At 54.6% G+C, this 15,028-nt stretch carries 11 protein-coding genes; 2 read left to right on the top strand and 9 right to left on the bottom strand.

The window, feature by feature from the left end; all coding sequences use genetic code 11:
* Nucleotides 1-241 precede the first annotated feature (241 nt).
* Nucleotides 242-1,021, top strand: a complete 780-nt coding sequence (locus E5201_RS13635; protein ID WP_140986968.1) for a sensor histidine kinase — start codon at nucleotides 242-244, stop codon at nucleotides 1,019-1,021.
* 177 nt (nucleotides 1,022-1,198) lie between these two features.
* On the top strand, nucleotides 1,199-1,609 hold the full coding sequence (locus E5201_RS13640; RefSeq protein ID WP_140986970.1) for a SufE family protein: 411 nt from the start codon (nucleotides 1,199-1,201) through the stop codon (nucleotides 1,607-1,609).
* 10 nt (nucleotides 1,610-1,619) lie between these two features.
* On the opposite strand, the gene E5201_RS13645 is transcribed toward E5201_RS13640, so the two are convergent.
* From E5201_RS13645 to E5201_RS13685, 9 genes are all read right to left on the bottom strand, one after another.
* Complete coding sequence (locus tag E5201_RS13645) at nucleotides 1,620-2,045, bottom strand: helix-turn-helix domain-containing protein (protein WP_246050801.1); 426 nt, start codon at nucleotides 2,043-2,045, stop codon at nucleotides 1,620-1,622.
* A gap of 231 nt (nucleotides 2,046-2,276) precedes the next feature.
* Nucleotides 2,277-2,783 carry a motility/cell cycle regulatory protein MopJ gene (mopJ, locus tag E5201_RS13650; protein WP_140986972.1) on the bottom strand — a complete coding sequence of 169 codons (507 nt, stop codon included), beginning with the start codon at nucleotides 2,781-2,783 and terminating at the stop codon, nucleotides 2,277-2,279.
* A 191-nt stretch (nucleotides 2,784-2,974) separates the two neighbouring features.
* Nucleotides 2,975-3,406 carry a Ros/MucR family transcriptional regulator gene (locus E5201_RS13655; RefSeq protein ID WP_140986974.1) on the bottom strand — a complete coding sequence of 144 codons (432 nt, stop codon included), beginning with the start codon at nucleotides 3,404-3,406 and terminating at the stop codon, nucleotides 2,975-2,977.
* A 302-nt stretch (nucleotides 3,407-3,708) separates the two neighbouring features.
* Nucleotides 3,709-4,977 (bottom strand): DUF2336 domain-containing protein, encoded by a 1,269-nt coding sequence (locus E5201_RS13660; protein ID WP_140986976.1) that lies wholly within the window; start codon nucleotides 4,975-4,977, stop codon nucleotides 3,709-3,711.
* A gap of 40 nt (nucleotides 4,978-5,017) precedes the next feature.
* On the bottom strand, nucleotides 5,018-5,764 hold the full coding sequence (locus E5201_RS13665; RefSeq protein ID WP_140986978.1) for a M48 family metallopeptidase: 747 nt from the start codon (nucleotides 5,762-5,764) through the stop codon (nucleotides 5,018-5,020).
* Entirely contained in the window at nucleotides 5,754-7,001 is a 1,248-nt protein-coding gene (locus tag E5201_RS13670) for a polyhydroxyalkanoate depolymerase (RefSeq protein WP_140986980.1), read from the bottom strand. The genes E5201_RS13665 and E5201_RS13670 overlap by 11 nt, the downstream gene beginning before the upstream one ends.
* A 191-nt stretch (nucleotides 7,002-7,192) precedes the next feature.
* The gene (locus tag E5201_RS13675; RefSeq protein ID WP_140986982.1) at nucleotides 7,193-8,356 is read right to left on the bottom strand and encodes an SGNH/GDSL hydrolase family protein; all 1,164 of its coding nucleotides are present in this window, start codon (nucleotides 8,354-8,356) and stop codon (nucleotides 7,193-7,195) included.
* Nucleotides 8,353-11,076, bottom strand: a complete 2,724-nt coding sequence (locus E5201_RS13680) for an exo-rhamnogalacturonan lyase family protein (RefSeq protein ID WP_140986984.1) — start codon at nucleotides 11,074-11,076, stop codon at nucleotides 8,353-8,355. The genes E5201_RS13675 and E5201_RS13680 overlap by 4 nt, the downstream gene beginning before the upstream one ends.
* A 207-nt stretch (nucleotides 11,077-11,283) precedes the next feature.
* Nucleotides 11,284-14,961 (bottom strand): TonB-dependent receptor plug domain-containing protein, encoded by a 3,678-nt coding sequence (locus tag E5201_RS13685; RefSeq protein ID WP_140986986.1) that lies wholly within the window; start codon nucleotides 14,959-14,961, stop codon nucleotides 11,284-11,286.
* Between the last annotated feature and the right edge of the window lie 67 nt (nucleotides 14,962-15,028).

The following is a 15,028-nucleotide window of genomic DNA, read 5'->3' on the forward strand; positions in this document are numbered from 1 at the left end:
TGGCGAAAAATGTAACTGTACTGATTGAGGCATATTATATGAAAGCCTATCGCGCAATTGGCGAAGATTTGGAGTATAAACCTAATAATAATGGCTTTTAGTTAATCGAAATGTCTCATTAGAGGCTTACGCACAGCCATAGTTGCCTTTGTCTGATTATCCGCTTGAAAACGCCCTCTGCGTTAGCGCAATAATTATCTGCACGCGTATTCTGTGCATTGTACTGACAGGACCCTGTAACATGCCTTCGTCCGATCACCCGTCCTCACCGCCGTTTGGGGCAGACGATGACGCCGCCCATAGCGCCGCTTTCGATACCGGAACGACGGATATGGGTAAGCAGGCCTTTTTGCGCATGGCCAGCCATGAGCTGCGCACGCCGCTCAATTCCATCATAGGCTTTGCCGAGGTTCTGAAAAACGAATTACATGGTCCGCTGGGGGCGCCGGAATATCTGGAATATGCCGGTATTATCCGTGACAGCGGCACGCAATTGCTGGGCTTGTTCAACAATGTGCTTGAGATCGTACGCCTTGAAAGCGAACCCGATCTCCTCAGGCCGTCCGCAGACGCGGTTTTGTCGCATATCGATGACAGCCTTGAAAAGCATGAGGCACGGGCGCGGGCCAATGAGGTGCGCCTTGAACTGGTGACCTCCGACAGCGATCCGGTAGCACTTTTCCACCCCAGAGGCCTGAGCACCTGTCTGGATCACCTGCTGCTCAATGCCATTGACTATACGCCTGCGGGTCAGGTCATTCGCATAGAGGTCAGCGAAGGTGAGAAATGGGTCGATATCCTCGTCCGTAATCCTGGCCCCGCGCCTTTGCCCGATGACCTGCCGCGCCTGATGAAACCGTTTGAGCAAGGCGCCACCGCCCATAACCGCACCCGTCACGGCGCCGGTTTAGGCTGGGCCATTGTGCGCCTCACCTGTCAGAACATGGGTGGGCGATTTTATGTGAAATCCCAGCCGGAGGTCGGCCTGACGGCCATTTTACGCCTTCAGAAACCCGCCTGAGCCAATATTAGAGCAAATTTCGATCAGATTGATCCGAAATTTGCTCTAAGTTTTTGTTTTGTCGCTCTTTCTATCCATCAAATAATTCTATTTGATGGGAAAACGCTCTAGACGCAGAATTTGATTCATTTTGCCGTCATTGTGCTTTAGAGCGTTCTCCGGAGAGAGGTACCGCTTATGACCGACAGCTTTCAGACCCGCTTTGAGGATCTGCTTGAAGAATTCGACCTGTTTGATGACTGGGAAGAACGCTACCGGCACATAATTGATCTTGGCAAATCCATAGCCCCGCTTGAGGATCACGAACGCACCGAAACCTCAAAAGTGCGCGGCTGCGCCTCACAGGTCTGGCTGGTGTTTGATGACGCCCCCGAAGATATTCTGAAATTCAGGGGCGATTCCGATGCCCATATCGTCAAGGGACTGATCGCCGTGCTGATCCGCCTGCTCGATGGTCTGCCCCTCAGTGAAATCCGTGATTTTTCCATCCGCGATACGCTCACCCGGCTCGGTCTGGATGAGGCCCTGTCGTCGCAACGTACCAACGGCCTCCTCTCTATGGTCGAACGCATCAAAAAGGTCGCCTGAGGACAGATTTTCAAAAGGTCCGCTCAAACCAGTCAGGCCCCGCCTGCGCGGCACCGGCTTTTTTCGGCACCGTCTCCAGTGACGCCTCAAGACGTTCGAGCATTGCATCAAATTGCGGATCATCCCGCAGATCCTCGATCAGCCGGCAGGCATGCCCCACGGTCGTCCGGTCGCGGCCAAAAGCCTTACCGACGCGCACCAGCGGCCACTGCCAGGTTATATTGGTCAGATACATGGCGATCTGACGTGCCCGGGCCACGCGGGCGTGATTGCGCGAAAAGGTGCGTATCTGATCCGAGGATACACCTGTGGTCACCGCCACCAGTTCGATCACAAACTGCACCGCCGCCCGGTCATCCCTGTGGCAAACGACGGTTAACGCCGAAGGCGTGTGATAGGGAGCCGCCCTTTGCGACGGGGAAAGATGCATATTCATCCGTATTTGTCCTGCATTGCCTGTCGGATTAACACGGGATGTGTTTCCGCTCTGTTCTCAGCATAGGCAGGAGTCAGAATGAGAGGATAACTTTCCTATTTCAAGTCAAGAATAGGTTTATTTACCTATATTTCAACCCAAGAGGATAAATTAATACGGATAATAACTATTTTAGGTTGCAAATAACGTTCGGCCGCGTTTCCACCTATCTCCGCCATGCGACCAGAGGATTCAGGCGGCGCGAATCCCCGAAGGACTTTGTTCGTCGCTCCGGCCGATCAGGGCGTCATGGCCGAGAATCATATCTACCCGCTCGCCGTCATTGGACATCGGCAAGCGCAGCCAGAACAGGCTGAGGCCTTTGACCCCGCGCCAGGCCATTGAATGCAGCCCCACCCCCGGCTTACGCTGCTCAACGACAAAGCTCAGTTCTTCGGCCCAGTAGGCCGCTTCTTCGGGGCTATAGATTTCGTCAAAATAACAGCCGGTAATTTCACGGCCATAGGCCTGATAGAGGTCTGTCCCCGCCAGTCTCTGACGGAAGGCACGCGGCTGATTGGCCGGATGCGGTTCAAGCACATCAATCAGGGAAACGGTCGGCAACAGCTTGCGAATGCCACACGGATCCAGATCGGCGCGCGAAGGCAAGCGGCCTCTCCGACGCAAACTCTTCCAATAGCGGAAGATTTCCTCATGCGTGCGCAAAGCGCTCAGCATTTCGGTAGCTATACCCGCCATAAAACCCACAAACCCTACGAATCACGTTTATTCACCATCTCTTAACCGATGATTCCTTGGCAAGAAAAAAAGGGTTAACGACCCGTTTAGATATGTATAGTTTTCAAATTCACGCACAGTTTCGTACATATGCGAAACAAAAAAGCCCCGAACGACTGTCGGGGCTTTTTTATATTCAGAGCTTAAGCGGCTTAAGAGGCTCTGCCGCGTGTTTTGCGAGCCGCCTGACGACCGCCCTGACCCAGACCCATTTGCTTGGCCAGTTCGGAACGGGCGCGGGCATAGTTCGGGGCAACCATTGGATAATCCTTCGGCAGGTTCCACTTGGCGCGGTACTCTTCGGGGCTGAGATTATACTTGGTGCGCAGGTGACGCTTCAGGGATTTGAACTTACGACCGTCCTCAAGGCAGACGATGAAGTCATTTGAAATCGATTTCTTGACAGAAACCGCTGGTTCTTTTGGCGTTTCAGCCTTAACTTCTTCTACGCTGCCCAGTGTGGTCAGTGTCTGGTAAATGCTTTGTATCAGCGCAGGCAATTCAGCCGCCGGCACTGTGTTGTTGCCGACATAGGCGGAAACGACATCAACTGTAAAATCTATAGCGTTGTTTTTATCTTCCATCAGCTTACCCTTCAGCAGCCAAAATTAATTAGGTGATTCTACGCACCGCTTCAGGACATGAAGCTGAATACTCATGATTTGATTATTCGGACGCCTTAACTAAGGCAATATCTTTTTGTGCACAAGCATCTGTTATATTTATTTTGAATGCTTGGGCTATGTAGCAATAGATTCCAGAACGCAACTGCAGAACCGGGACTAAAAAAACGCCCTCAGCTTATGATTACGTTTTCTGCAGGTTATTGATTGCTATTGCTAAATCAAATCATTGCAGATTTGAAATATATTCCGGCGACAGGCTCCTAAGTCTTGAGATCTTCTGCAAACGCCAGCAAAGCGGCCCGTTCCGGCACAGTCAACTGCTCCATATCCAGACCTTCGCCCGTCGATATGGCCCTGAGCATCACCGGCGTCAGGGCCGAAGACAAGGCCCAGTTCCAGTAACGTAAGACTGTTTGCGCCCGATCAACCGCGAGAAGATCATAGACCAGCAGCACCCGCGCCAGATCAGGATGGATGTCACCTTCCTTTTCCAGAGGCCGACGCAGGGCCTGCCAGAGATTACGCAGCGAGGCTTTTTTCAAGCCCGTGGCCTTGCACAGCACCGCCAGCCCTTCACCGCCCTTGTCGCGCAGAATCTTTGCGCCCGTGGACGGCTTTATGCCCGAAAGATAGGAAATTTCTTCTGCCGCCTGACGCGTCAGGCCGCGGGTTGCCGCCTCACTTAAGGCCGCCTCAAGACTTTCATAGGGGCTGCGGTTTGTGGCCTCGCGATTTCGCTGGCGGCGTTCGATGAATTGCAGGGCCTTGCGCGACAACGGGTCCTGCCATCCTTCTTGCGCCGCCATGGAAAACACATCTGACGCCGCATCCTGCATGATTTCACGATTGACCGCAAACCGGCTGAGTATGGTGCGCCTGACCTCGGCTTCGGCCCACCAGAACATGACATAGGCCGATGACGGCCTGAGCTCCGGACGGCGTATAATCAGGCCGGTCAGTTCCGGAGCCTTCTGGCTGAGGGCCACGGCGGCTTCGATAGCCGTTTGCGACAACACCGCCCTCGGGTTTTTCAGCAGAGATTCAACGACGGTGACATCTGCGGTTTCGGTCAGGACCTCGCTGAGGATCGGGCCGATATCCTTGCGGGCCGCCAGTTTTTGTTGATGCGCCAGCGTAGCGTTACGCGCGCAATAATAGAGATCGGCCTCACTTAATGTCTCACAGTTCTCGATCAGTAACGCTGCCACCTCGATGTCATCAACCAGCAGCAGCTGCGCCAGAGAATTAGGCACCTCGCTCAAGCCGCTGATGCGTTTGGCCACCCGTCTGCGCTCAGGCGTTTGCGCCTCACGCAGCATCTCAACGAGCAGATCAGCCGTCACCGCCCGTTCAAAGCTGTTAACCCGCGTTTCAGGCAGACAGACCACATCCGCCAGACGCTTCAGCAGGGTCTGACGGGCCTGTGACGCGACCTCCGGCTCCAGCTCAAGCGGCAGGGACGCAAAGTCTTCCGTCTCCGCCCCGTCATCATAGGGCGAACCGTCTATCGGAATATCTGTGTCGGACATGTTCGCGGCATTCATGGATATATATATGAACAGACAGGCGTTAATCTTGTGTTGAGGGTATTGCCGCCTCAGGCGTGGCATAGACGAACAGGTTCTGCCCCTCACGCTTAAGCCATTGGCGAAAGGGCGCGTAGGGGCCGTAAAGCGCCTCAACCTCGGCCCAGAACGCGGGACCGTGATGGGGATGCCTGAGGTGCGCCGCCTCATGGGCGCAGACATAGGCAAAGACCTCATCCGGGGCCATGATCAGACGCCAGCTATAGCGGATGGATTTACGCGCAGGTGTACACGACCCCCAGCGGCCCTTAGGGTCAATCAGGCTGACGCGCACACTGTTGAAACCAAGTGTTTGCGCATAGAGCGCCGTGTGGTGTTCGGCAAAGCGCATGGCCTCAAGGCGCAGAAAACGCTCGATGCGCCGGTGATAGGCCGCGCCCTCACCGCCTGCGGACAGGCTGTCGCCTTCAAAATGTGCCGCTGCCCGCCCCTGGGACCGCGTGAGTCGCAAGGTGCGTCCGCGGAACGGAATATCCATATCCGGCTGAAACGGCTGCACGTCCGGTCGGCTGGCCACATGCCCCGCGATCCAGTCCGAGCGGCTCAGGGCAAAATCCACCGCCTGAGGCAAGTCACGCACACGCGGGGCACTGACGATCGCTTCGCCGGTCTTGTTATCAAGCCTTAAAGAGATCCGCCGCGCGCGGGCATTGACCTTCAGGCGCAGCTGAAACGCACCGCAGTCAATCAATTGGCCCGCGCTGTAGGTCTTTTGCGGTTTAAACCACATCGTTCCGGGCGACGAAATCGCGGATTTTCGGATAGATATGCTGGCGGAAGCGCTTGCCGTTAAACACCCCGTAATGACCCGCGCCATCCTGCACGTATAGCTCGCGCTTGTCGTCAGGGATATTCGGACACATGGTGTGCGCGGCCTGAGTCTGGCCGACACCAGAAATATCGTCTTTTTCGCCCTCAACCGTCATCAGGGCGATGTCGGTAATCGCCTCAAGGCGCACAGGGCGGCCATGATGGGTCAGATCCCCCTTGGGCAGGGCAAATTTCTGGAACACCAGATCAATGGTCTCAAGGTAGAATTCTTCGGTCAGATCAAGCACCGAAAGATATTCGTCATAGAATTCAAGGTGCTTGTCGATACCGTCACCATCATCTTCGACCAGCGAGTTGAAATAGGCCCAGTGCGCATCCTTATGACGCTCCTCGTTCATGCTCATGAACGAATAGAGCTGCACAAAGCCCGGATAGACCCGACGTCCGACCCCCGGATAGGGCGGCGGGACATTATGCACCATGTTTGACTTGAACCAGGCAAAAGGCCGGTCTTCGGCCAGTTGGTTGGTCACGGTCGGATTGAGCCGCGCATCGATGGGTGAACCCATAAAGGTCAGGGAGGCCGGACGGTTCGGGTCATTATCCTCGGCCATCAGGCAAGCGGCGGCCAGAACCGGCGGCCCCGGCTGACAGACGGCGACCACATGCACGCGCCCGCCAATCGCTTTAAGCATATCGCGGATGTGATCGACGAAACTGGCGAAATCAAACCGGCCCTCTAACACCGGCACCTGACGGGCATTCACCCAGTCGGTAATATAGACGTCATGATCGAGCAGGAATTCCTGCACCGTGCCGCGCAGAAGGGTGGCGTAGTGGCCCGACAGGGGCGCCACAATCAGCACCGCCGGTGCCGGTTTTTTCACACCTGCCTGACGCAAATCACGCGGATCACGCTGGAACCGCAGCAAACGCACCCACGGCGTCGCCCAGTCCTCAATGACCTGAACGCGGACATCGTGGTCATTGATAGTAACGCTGTTGATGCGCCATTCCGGCTTGCCATATCGGCGCGTAACCGTGGAAAACAGTTCCGCAGAGGCAAAGAGCGTGCGCCCCAGAGCCGTATCCGATGCCGGATTAGCCTTGGACCCCCAGAAATCCCGTGTCGCATTGGCCATCAGCCGCATAGGCGTTGCGGAATAATAGGCCATTTCGTGCATCATATAGAGCATGTGTGGTTACGCTTATCCTCGATACGCATGACTTGCGCTGTCATTACACCGCTAACCTATGCCTAAGAGGTAAATTGTGCCAACTGATTTAATCCGACATATAGCTGCATATGGAAAATATTCAATCAATACAGATTCTTACATATCTCACATTGCGATCACAATTTATTGTGCAGTGCAGCGAACACGCCTCAGAACAGATTAAGGTCTATCGCCGCCCCCATTGCCCGCTGTCCAGCCACGTTGGGATGCAGGTTGTCGCCGGTCTGTAACGGCCCCGCCAGCCGCGCCGGATCGGCCGGATCGGCGACAGCCGCTGCAAATCCGATCAGACCATCAAACGCCCCCGAGTTGCGTATCCACTCATTGACCTCAAGGCGCACCTTTTCCTTGTCATCGGAGGCATAACCGGCCCCCAGAAACGGCAGGATTTCCGCGCCATAGATTTTCAGGCCCCGCGCATGGGTACGGGCAATAAGCTGCTTATAACCGGCAATCATATCCGCCGCCGTGACCGGATGTTCGACGCTTGAGCCGCCAATATCATTGATACCAATCAGCACAATAACATGACTGACGTTCGGCACGCTTAAAACATCGCGCTCAAAGCGCGCCAGCGCACTGACGCCATAGGAATCACTTAAGAGACGATTACCGGAAATACCGGCATTGGCCACCGCATAGGGCTTACCCGCCGCCTGAAGGCGCTCGGCCAGAACCTCGCTCCAGCGGCACTGATCCGGCCCGATCGTGCAATCGGCATCGGTGATGGAATCGCCAAAGGCCACAATGGTCTTAAGCGGTGCTGCGGCCTCAACCTCAATGGCGGTGACGAACGGGCGATGACGAACGGATTGCGCCACCGGCAGGTCCGGGGTCTGCGTAAAATCCCCTGCCCCTGAAGTCAGGGCCGGATTGCGGTTATCGCCGTGCATGGTCGACAGCACGGCCTTTTCGGGAAAGTAGAGATTGACCTCCACCGCCTCAAGAAACCCGATGTCTGCGGCGACGGGATCACTTAAGACCGGTGCGCCCGCCGGTGCCGATATGCCGCTCTGACCGGAAAAGGTCAGGGGATAAAACTGCCCGTCAATGCGTACCGACGCCGCACCGATTTTCAGCGGCACATTGCCATGTTCGTTGGACACGCGCACCCTAAGGGCCTTGCCGCCCTGTGTCAGACGCAAGGTCTGGCGGATGGTCGCATTTTCCACCGTCGCCGCCTTGGCCGGATCAACATGGCGCGCGGCTGCCGCGGATGAACGCATCCAGTGCGAAGCCGTCTCTGCCCATACAGGCGTGAAGGCAAGCGCCCCCATAAGGGCAATCAGGCTGATCTTTCCCCCGTTTCTCATCCGATTATGCCTTCCTTCTTTGCCGCTTCCTCAAGCGTATCCCCAATCAGCGCCATATTCTGAATGGCCGCAAGCCCCCACTGCGCCGCGCCATTTGTGTACAGGGTCGCATCTTCGTCAATGGGCCGCAGGACCTTTGTCCCGTCTATGCGTGTCGTCTGGCGATTAAGGCCCGGGTGCGTTTCGCGCAACTCAAGCCCGAAGAACTCTGACCATGCTCGCAAGGCTAGCGCCCGATCCTTTTCATGATAGGCAGCGTAGGCTGTCAGGCGCGAATGGGCGTCACGCAGGTTGCGCCCGCGTGTCGGCTGCCCCAGAAGTGCCGCGACCTCGGCTTCGGGCGCATTATAATAGCGGCAATATTCCAGCCAGGCCTTGCGATAGGACGGCACATCCACAAGCTGAAACAACTCGGAATGGATTTCCACCGCGCCAAATACGGCATTGAGATGCGAAATGCCGACATAGTCGCCGTCGCCCTGAAATTTGCCGGTCTTAAGATCAAATGGTGCACCGCCAGCGAACCAGCGCTTTTTCATCGCGCCGATGGATTCCATGCCGTTGACAATGCGCTGACGCCACTGCTTGTCGCCGGTACGCTCCCATTCGGTCAACCATGCCGCAAGGAACGAGCTCCATGAGGTGCCGAAACCCGCCGATACCATGCCGCCAACAATCTCATGTTGCGGAGCCGAGGCCAGCTTGCGCGAGATATTGACGCTCTCAAGCGTATATTCGGAATTGACGATATCGCGCATCAGGTCACCGACGCGTTCATCGCCGGTCAGGTAGTAATAGATGCGGCGATAGGCAGCGGTCGAAACCCGCGGTTGCTTCGACGAATCCGACCAGTGCTGCACCCCATGGCGCGTGCCAAAGCCTTTCCACGGCCCCAGATGATAGACATCAACCTCACCGGTATGGCGTGTCATGGCTTCAGCAAATTTGAACACATCCGCGCGCCCTGTCCGCAAATAGGTGTACCAAATCCACAGATCGGGAGAGAGCTCGGAATTGTCCCATGCATAGCCGCCAATATCATAGCGCCACATGTGCCGGTCGGCATCATAGGTGTGCATGACATCGCCATAATCCCAGAATCCGTACCAGCGGCGCTGCTCAACTTCGTTGATATAATGATCAATCTGATGCGTCAGGCGATCCTCAAGAATTTTGCGCGCCGGCGTCGATGAATTGGCGACATCCCAATCCCCGAAGACACCGGCCTCATGGATACGTTCCGGTGTCAGCACCAGACGCTGCGGATTGGCCACGCTTTCGGCAAAGGCACTAAAGCGGTCATGGGTCGGCGTGCCCTTCAGGACCCACAGATTAAGCTCAGAGGTCCGCGCCACCCCATAGGCGGAATCCCAGCCGGGTTCATAATCCTCGTAGGTGATGCCCATAGCTTCGATCTGTTTGGCGTGGGTATCAGAGCCATCAACCGAGCGATAAGGCCGCATATCCATGGCAGGCGCGTCCGGCGAATAGAGCCAGGCCGTGACTTCCGCCAGTTCCGTTTCCGCATTACGCACATCAAGCTGCGTCGGTGAACGCTGCCAGAAATCCTTGACCCCCAGCGCGACACCGCCGGACGCCCCGCCAACATAGATCAGGCCCTTGGTGCGCGTGCCGCGATTGGACATGACCCAGGCATGATTTTCGCGCGTACGCTTTTTAATCTCAAACCCGTCCGGCGTCAGTTGCGACAGGGTAAAATCACCCCATTCCGGAATCCATTTCAGCCCGTCCCGCAGGATCGGGTTCATGCCGCTCAGATCGGGGATGGCCTTGCCGTCAATCTGTGCAGCCTTAAAGGCATCACCGGGGTTCTGACGCAGCCCCGTCAGGGGCCTGACCGCCTCGCCCCACACGCCGACATCTTCGCCCGCTATACGGATATGACGGTCATAGGTCGCATCGGTCATAGGCGTTTTTGCCGTCACCCCAAGACCACGGATATAGTCCTTTGTAGTATCGCCATCAAAGATGAAACTGTGGACGATACGCACCTGCTCGGAACCGGCGTAAAAGTACAGACGTACCGAAAACGGCAGCCATTGCCGCGTTCCGTCTGTGTGAACGCCGTCGATTTTGACAACCGCCCGAACGGGGCCGGTCTGCTCAACAATGACCTTTTGCACGGCGCTGACGTAGCGGCTTTGTTTGATAGTTCCGGTTGCCTCAAGATCAGGCTGATCCTGCGTTAAGGCCACCAGCTTCATATCTTTTAGGGTCTCCCGACCCGAGCGACTGGCCGAAGCAATCAGATGCTCACCCGAAGTCGGTATCCGCCACACCAGATCGCCGGAAGTGATGGTGATAAGCGCAGGTGTCTCGGTGACACTGACCGCTTCTGCCGGAGCCGCAGGCTTACCCGCCCCCAACGCAAATTGATCCCCCCTAATGCCCGCAGGCACCGCATGAGCTGACCATTTCAGCGACCCGTCGGGCCAGTAGGCCAGCGGCCATGATTGCACAGCGACATTGCCCAACTGAAAATTCGTGTTGGCCTTCAACGTCCCCCGCGGCCAGGGAACCCCGAACGTCGCCCCGTCAAACTGAGCGGGTGCCGCGCCATCAAGCCATTGCAGGTCTGTGCCATTCACCGGCTTAGGCTTTACCGGTGCCGCCTGAGCCGCAAACGGCACCGCAGACATCGCCGCCAGAGCCGTGACCGATTGCAACAGATGACGACGCGAGAGTGAGTGAGATGGCATGAGATTTCCGCCCTTTGGCTTATCTGAAACTCTGATCTTTGTCCGCGCCAGAGTAAGCGTAAATTATCGGCGCATCTGACAAAATCACGCACAAAAGGTCAACATCAATCAATGGAAAGTGATGACCTGCCCGCGCTTTTCAGACATAAAAAAAACCGCCGCCTGAGAGAGACAGGCGACGGCTTTTAGTTTGGCTAGAAGTTTGGTTTAGTTTCTGTACGTGAAGCCAACCATAACCCGACGACCGCCATAAGCGATTTCGAAAAGGTTCGCTTCGCCACCAGCAAAGGCATTATAGCTACCACCTGACCAGGTTTTAGCTTGTTTGGTCATGTTACGACCTTCGATGAAAAGCTCGACATTACGCGATGGAATCTTATGGGTGATTTTCGCATCGATGTATTTAGTTTCATCAGTAAACTTAGGATAGCCTGGGTTAAACGGCACTGTGTTTTGTCTGCCGTAAGGAATACCCGCATAGTTGTTGGTCGTATTATGCTGACATGAGGTAATACAGTCGAACGACTGACCGCGCGCCTGATAGGAAATACGGGCATTGGTTCTGCCATCATCATACCAGACTGAGAGGTTGGCAAAATAATCAGATTCACCGACCGGACGCATGACGTCACCGCTGTTTGGATCCACAATGGCATTCGCATTGCCACCGTCACCTTCAAGCTTTGAGTAGTTTAGATCAGCACCTGTATAGCGCAGATACCATGGCAGGAAAGTAAAGGCGGTCTTAGTGCTGAACTCCCAGCCCTTACGACCTTGACCATCACCATTCATAGCCAAACCGTATGCGAACTCCTGATTAAGAGGTGCGCCCGTTACCGGGTTCACTACATCAGTACCAGCAAAAAAGGCATTCGTGATATTTTCGTTGCCTTGGCGTCCTCCAATGCGCACATCAAGCTTGTGGTAAGCCAGAGAGAACATGGTGTCGCGGTTAGGATACCATTCGACGTTCAGGCTTTCGTTCCACGCAGTATAAGGGCGCAGGCCAGGGTTGCCCATAGCACCGCAGGTATCAGGCTCTCCAGCGGTAGCTGCACCCGAATTCGCTTCTCGACGCTCATCAATTGTACAGGTTGCGATTGGCAACATATCATTGGCGTTCGGACGAGATACAGTCTTTGAGGTGTAATAACGTGCAACCAGTTCGTTAGGTATGAGCCACAGGTTAAAGTTATAGCTTGGCAACCAGTCAACAGAAGTTCTGCTGAAGCTTACATTCCGGCGCGTTGTTGTCGTCTGTGTATTCTGATCGGGGAAGTCAGGATCCCAGCCAGCGGTCTTACGAATAGTGTTAAACACCATTTGACCGGTACCAGATGTCTCTACCTCTACGCGACGAACACCTACGTTACCATTGAAAACCAGACCTAAAGGAAGATCCTGTTCGAACTCAACCATATAGTAGCTAGCGAATGTCTTTTCATTGAAACTCTTCATAGGCTGGTCATAGACCTTGCCATCATTCGCCGTACAGGACTTCATACAATCGAAATTGAAGTTACGGGCCGCTTCAAGCAGGTTGAAGCGCTTTCGTACATCAATCCCTGGCCACCCCGACATCATGTCACCACGATCAGGATAGTCACCAAAGAATACAGAATCTGGTTCACGGAAAGTCGAACTGATGAGGTTACCATAGTCCTCAACGGTCATGACATGTACACCCGTCAGAGCGCCACCCAATTGATTCTGTATATAGACGTTATTATTCAGACCACCAGGATGGAAACCATAGTTACACGGTTCAATTGAGGTCAGCGTCTCTTGGCAGCCATAAAAAATACCGCGCTGATTAAGCGTTGGTACGACGATAGGGGCTACATAGTCTGGATTACGAACGGGCTCGTTCGTGACGGGGTCACGTACGACCGCAGTACCATTCATCATATAGTATGTACCTTGAGCGGATTGCACCTCGTAACCGCTACCTACACCGGCACCCCACGCCCAAGTCGTGCCGTCGCGATACTGGGCACCTGCCTTAAACAGGGTAAAGAATGGCACCTTCTGTGAAAGGTCATAGCTTACATCGAACTTAGCGCTGAGCTCTTCATTTTCTTGTAAACGCGGTTCAAACGTAATAGCTGAACGGTTGGTGATGGCAGGACGTTGTGCGACAGTATAGGCTGGGCGATAAGGTGTTTGAACGTCGCCAATGACCTCCCCGGTGGCCGGAGACTGGAACAATTTCATATAATTTACTGGATCACCTTCAGTAAACCCTTCAGGCAAAGCCAGAGACCAAAGCCCACCCTGAGTTATACTAAACGTCACATCACCGACATATGCGGAACTACTGGTGCGCATATCGTCACGAGAATAAAGCCCCTTTGATTTGGCAGCCATAAACTCGACCTTAAGTGGTCCGTCATTATAGGTACCACCGAACTGCGCATATTCGGTCTTAATATCAACCTGCACATCGATTTCATCGATAGTCATGTTGTTACCACCCAGCGTGAACTGTGTCACGTGATGGTTATCGTCCACGGTAACACTGCCAGGCTTAACATTGATAACGTTACCCCAGTGCGCAACCCCACCTGTGTTTGAAACGCCGGTGACATACTGATTAGGGATACCAAAACCCGAGGTGTGGTACCAGCCTTCTTCAGCCGTAGGCCTCAGATTACGAATACGCACACCGTCAGCATTTACAGGTTCGTCTTCCCACTGTGCAGAACCACCAAAAACGATTTCACCAAAGCTTCGGTTAAGCGTACGCTCATGAATATCGCGATTATTGAGATTGTATTTCGCATAAACCGTCAGGCGATCATTAACCCGATAGTCAAAACGCAGGTCTGCGGAGTAACGCTTTTCATTCTGGCCATTCATGAAGCTACGGTTCAGGGATGGCGTATAATCATTCCATTGATTTAAACAGGTTTGCTGCTCATAGATGCGCTGGTTCTTAACCGCTGCGGTCTCAGTACCCAGCAATAGCGGGAACGCTGACAAACAGGCATCCTTCGTAGCCGCTTGTGACGACATAGTCACAATCTGAAGCGGCGTATAGGAACTGTTAGTCATTATCGTATTGGCCAGATCACCAGACACAGTCGAGGGGTTAAAGGTGAAGGTTTTGTCTGGCGAGTTGTCAAAGTCAAAGTCACGGGCGTAGCCTTCGGTGCCGCTAGTGACGTTCTGCATCTTGTGTGCGTTGTTCTGAAGATCGCTATAGGTACCATTGAAGATAACACCGAGGCGGTCATCGAGGAATTTACGCGAAGCAATCACGTTGAAGTTAGGCGTCCAGCGCTTACCCAACGAATTTTGTTGTGCACCGGCCCGGAAGGATAGGTAAGGCTTCCTGAAATCCAAACCGCTACGCGTTGTGATCTGCACACCACCACCAATGGACCCTTCGGTCATGTCAGCGGTTTGTCCCTTGACCACATCAACACTCTTGATCAGATCGGTCGGCAACTCGGTAAGGCTTGCACCGCGGGCGTCACCGCCGCTGATGGCAAAATCACCGCGTGTACTCGCAACGCCCATGCCATCAAGTTCGACGCGCGTCTGACCGGGCTGATTACCCCGGATACTGATACCACCACCTTCACCGAAATCGTTACGGTCAAGCGCCACACCGGCGATACGCGAAATAGCTTCGTTAATGTTCCGATCCGGAAAATCACCAATGTCATCAGCGACAATCGATTCGGTTGGCGTTTTCGCACGTCGTTGACGATCAATCGCCGACTGCTGCGCGGCGCGGGCGCCAACAATAACAACTTCGGTCACGTCATCGGCTGCCTCTTGCGCCTGAACGGCGACAGGTGCGGCGAAAGCGACCAGCATGGCCATGCCTGTGCCGCCCATAAGGTACTTGGCATAAGACCTTTTTGGTGTGTTCTGCATTTATATAGTTCCTCTCCGTGAACCACCGCGCGTGCGGCGATTACCCCTAAAAGTGCTCAATTCCTTT

The organism is Asticcacaulis tiandongensis (assembly GCF_006475605.1).
Classification (GTDB): domain Bacteria; phylum Pseudomonadota; class Alphaproteobacteria; order Caulobacterales; family Caulobacteraceae; genus Asticcacaulis; species Asticcacaulis tiandongensis.

Excerpts from the sequence above, each read along its gene's own strand:
- E5201_RS13655 (WP_140986974.1), bottom strand. The coding sequence starts at position 3,406 with ATGGAAGATAAAAACAACGCTATAGATTTTACAGTTGATGTCGTTTCC.
- E5201_RS13680 (WP_140986984.1), bottom strand. The coding sequence starts at position 11,076 with ATGCCATCTCACTCACTCTCGCGTCGTCATCTGTTGCAATCGGTCACG.
- E5201_RS13685 (WP_140986986.1), bottom strand. The coding sequence starts at position 14,961 with ATGCAGAACACACCAAAAAGGTCTTATGCCAAGTACCTTATGGGCGGC.
- E5201_RS13635 (WP_140986968.1), top strand. The coding sequence starts at position 242 with ATGCCTTCGTCCGATCACCCGTCCTCACCGCCGTTTGGGGCAGACGAT.
- mopJ (WP_140986972.1), bottom strand. The coding sequence starts at position 2,783 with ATGGCGGGTATAGCTACCGAAATGCTGAGCGCTTTGCGCACGCATGAG.
- E5201_RS13670 (WP_140986980.1), bottom strand. The coding sequence starts at position 7,001 with ATGCTCTATATGATGCACGAAATGGCCTATTATTCCGCAACGCCTATG.
- E5201_RS13645 (WP_246050801.1), bottom strand. The coding sequence starts at position 2,045 with ATGAATATGCATCTTTCCCCGTCGCAAAGGGCGGCTCCCTATCACACG.
- E5201_RS13660 (WP_140986976.1), bottom strand. The coding sequence starts at position 4,977 with ATGTCCGACACAGATATTCCGATAGACGGTTCGCCCTATGATGACGGG.
- E5201_RS13640 (WP_140986970.1), top strand. The coding sequence starts at position 1,199 with ATGACCGACAGCTTTCAGACCCGCTTTGAGGATCTGCTTGAAGAATTC.
- E5201_RS13665 (WP_140986978.1), bottom strand. The coding sequence starts at position 5,764 with ATGTGGTTTAAACCGCAAAAGACCTACAGCGCGGGCCAATTGATTGAC.
- E5201_RS13675 (WP_140986982.1), bottom strand. The coding sequence starts at position 8,356 with ATGAGAAACGGGGGAAAGATCAGCCTGATTGCCCTTATGGGGGCGCTT.